3 protein-coding genes are annotated in these 2,809 nt (G+C 61.8%); 1 reads left to right on the top strand and 2 read right to left on the bottom strand.

The features are described from left to right. On the top strand, nt 1–738 hold a 738-nt coding region (locus tag BLS48_RS34315), incomplete at its 5' end, for an ImmA/IrrE family metallo-endopeptidase (RefSeq protein WP_143019601.1). Nucleotides 739–919: 181 nt separating this feature from the next. On the opposite strand, the gene scpB is transcribed toward BLS48_RS34315, so the two are convergent. Continuing rightward, nucleotides 920–1,603, bottom strand: coding sequence for an SMC-Scp complex subunit ScpB (gene scpB, locus BLS48_RS34310; protein ID WP_038655361.1), 684 nt, complete (start codon nt 1,601–1,603; stop codon nt 920–922). 5 nt (nt 1,604–1,608) lie between these two features. After that, complete coding sequence (locus BLS48_RS34305) at nt 1,609–2,631, bottom strand: DUF1403 family protein (protein WP_091586665.1); 1,023 nt, start codon at nt 2,629–2,631, stop codon at nt 1,609–1,611. Nucleotides 2,632–2,809 lie beyond the last annotated feature (178 nt).

Raw genomic sequence — 2,809 nt, 5'->3', positions numbered from 1 at the left:
CGTCTCTCGCCGAGCAGTTCGAAATCCTCGCTGCCGCATGAGGTCGCTACCACTCTGGCAAATTCTCTGACCAGACAAAACTTTGCAACGGAACCCCATGAACTGGGCCACTATTTTTTACCAGGTCACCCGGAAGAGATCATAGCGATGGGCGGGGCGCATATGTCCCGTGCTGACTTCACGCAGAATACGTCAATCGAGCTTGAAGCGGATCATTTCGCGAGCGGGTTGCTTATGCCGACGGCGCTGACACGGAAATTTCTGTCGAATAACCAGGTCGGCCTAGACGGCATTCTGAAGCTGGCGGATGAAGCCGGATGCTCATGCACCGCTGCCGCAATCCGAGCCGCCGAATGCAGCGCTTATCCGCTCGCAGTGATCGTCTCGCAGGGTGAGCACATTGCCTACGCTTTTATGTCGAACACCTTCAAGGATCTGGACAAGCTTTCCTTCTTGCGAAAAGGGATGCCTTTGCCCGACAGCGAGACATTGCGCTTCAATAGGAGCCCCGCAAATGTCCTGCATGCGCGGCGTGCCAATGCAGAGACAAACCTCAAGGATTGGTTCGATTGCCCGAGGCGATTGACCCTTGATGAAGAAGTCATCGGGCTTGGAAAATATGGCTACACTCTAACGGTGCTCAGCAGCGAACTCTTGCCGGATGATCCCGGCGAAGAGGAGGACGAGGATGCTGCCCTCGAAGAGAGCTGGACCCCTCGGTTTGCCTACAAGCGATGATCGAACGAGCTATCGTTTGGCGCGGGTCGCGCAAGTCCAGCGCTTTGTATGTGTGACGGCTACGAGCAGCACATGATCTGGGCCGAGTCTGCCGGAACCCCACGGCAGATCACGCGATTCATCTATTGATCAGGTATAGGCAAACGCAGCGCGGTTATTCGCCCGCCTCTTCTCCGATACCCTATTGTCCGGCGGAAAAGTCGGGCATGATGTCGCCCGCCAGCAACTTCTCCTTCGACAGTAGACCAGCATCCTCGAGTGCCTCGAAATCCGGCAGATCGCGCAAAGTGTCGAGGCCGAACTCCAGCAGAAATTCTTTTGTCGTCACGTAGGTGTAGGGCGCGCCGGGCGTCGGGCTGCGCGGGCCCGAAGCGATTAGGCCGGCACCGCGCAGATGACCAATAAAATCGCGACTGATCTCCTTGCCGAAGAAAGACGACAACTCGGCGCGGGTGATCGGCTGGAAGTAGCCGATGCACATCAGCACGAGCACCTCTGACTGCGTGAGGTCGGCAGCGCGCTCGTTACCGCCGATTGCACAGCGGATGGCGTCGGCATAGGCCGGCCGAGTCAGGTGCCGAAAACCGCCGGCGACGGCGACCAGGTCGTAGGGCCGGCCGCGCAATTCCTCGCGGATGTCGTCGATGAGCAGATCAATGCTGCAGCTTTTGCCGACGACGCGGGCGAGCGTTTCGCGGTCGACCGGTTCACTGGCGGCGAAGATCGTCGCCTCGACGCGGTTCATCCACTCGCGCCAGCGGGCCTCCGGCGGCAGGTGATCCAGCTCCCGGTCAAACAGCTGGTCAGCTGATCGACGGTCATCTGATCGACCTTTCCCGCCTCTCGCGCGCGCCGCCTCGACCATTATCGTCAGAGCCCGTAGATGCGAAAGGTCGGGCGGCCGGACAGCTCGCGGACGGCGCCGAGTTCGACCAGACGGTCGAACAGCCGGCGCAGTCCGCGATCACTCATGCCAGCGATTTGTTCCGAGGCGACGATCGCGTCGTCAGAGAGCAGCTTTTCCAGGACGACGTCCGCCGCCTTGGCCCTGAGTTTCGGGGCCACGGCAAGCAGCCGGTCCGCGCGGCGCTCGAGCTCAGCGGACAGATCAATCGCACGCAACGCAGCGCGAGCCTGCGCGGCAAGCAGATCTTTCGCACGCTCAGGATCTGTCTCAGTGCCTGTGGCCACCGAGCTGGCTGCCGATCGACGCGCGCGACCGCTTGTTCCCAAGGCCGCTTCGGCGCCCAACAGCGGCACGGCCTGCGTCCAACCCAGCCGTTGCGCCAGCAGGGCGTCGGCGAGCCAACATCCGAAGGCTCGTGCGAGGCCATACCTTTCGGCGGCCGTGAACGCGCCGGTCAGCATGCCGACCATTCCGATGCTCGCGGAAAGCTGTCGAAGATCATCTGCCAGTTCGCCGACTGCGTCCTCGTCGCGGCGGAGACCAAGGTCATCCAGCACCGCGCCGATGCTCGCCTCGGTCAGCAGTTTCTCGGCAGGCGTGCCAGCCAGCCGGCGCCAGGCAAGCAGCATCGATCCGGCGGGACCAACGGACAAAAAATCGCCCGGCCGCGTGAGCAGCACCGCATCGCGCAATGCTGCTTCATCTTCGACGCGGCCCGCCTGCTTTGCCGTTACCGCGGCCGCCGCAAGCGCAAGGCGCTGCCGCCAGGCGCCGGCCCACCGCTCCTGCCGGCGGACCACCGCATCGAGCGCGCCGATGGCGGCGCCAGCGGTGAGCGCGACGTCTTCAACATCTTTGCCCGCAAGACTTTGCGCACCCGGCGCGGCGCGGCGCAGCCAGGCCGGCACCGTTGCCATCGGCGCGGTCCAAGCGGCGCCGGCAAGCGTGGCGTAATGAGAAGAAAAGGGTTTGGGGCGCAGAATCATTGCAAGCACGATGAATCATGACGGCGCGTTTGGCAACGAAAATAGGCAAAAAGCGCTGTACCTGTAGGTAACATAAAACGAACGATAAGATTGCATTATCATTCGTTTTTTAAAATGCCTACTGCAGCACCTGCAAACCGTGCTTTTCAACCACCGACAGAAGCTTCAGCGCCAGCCC

This window comes from Mesorhizobium qingshengii, assembly GCF_900103325.1.
Taxonomy (GTDB): Bacteria; Pseudomonadota; Alphaproteobacteria; order Rhizobiales; family Rhizobiaceae; genus Mesorhizobium; species Mesorhizobium qingshengii.
This window is presented reverse-complemented; position numbering and strand designations above follow the sequence as displayed.

What these genes read in the sequence shown, in the direction of transcription:
- scpB (WP_038655361.1), bottom strand. Translation starts at nt 1,603, where the DNA reads ATGGTCGAGGCGGCGCGCGCGAGAGGCGGGAAAGGTCGATCAGATGAC.
- BLS48_RS34305 (WP_091586665.1), bottom strand. Translation starts at nt 2,631, where the DNA reads ATGATTCTGCGCCCCAAACCCTTTTCTTCTCATTACGCCACGCTTGCC.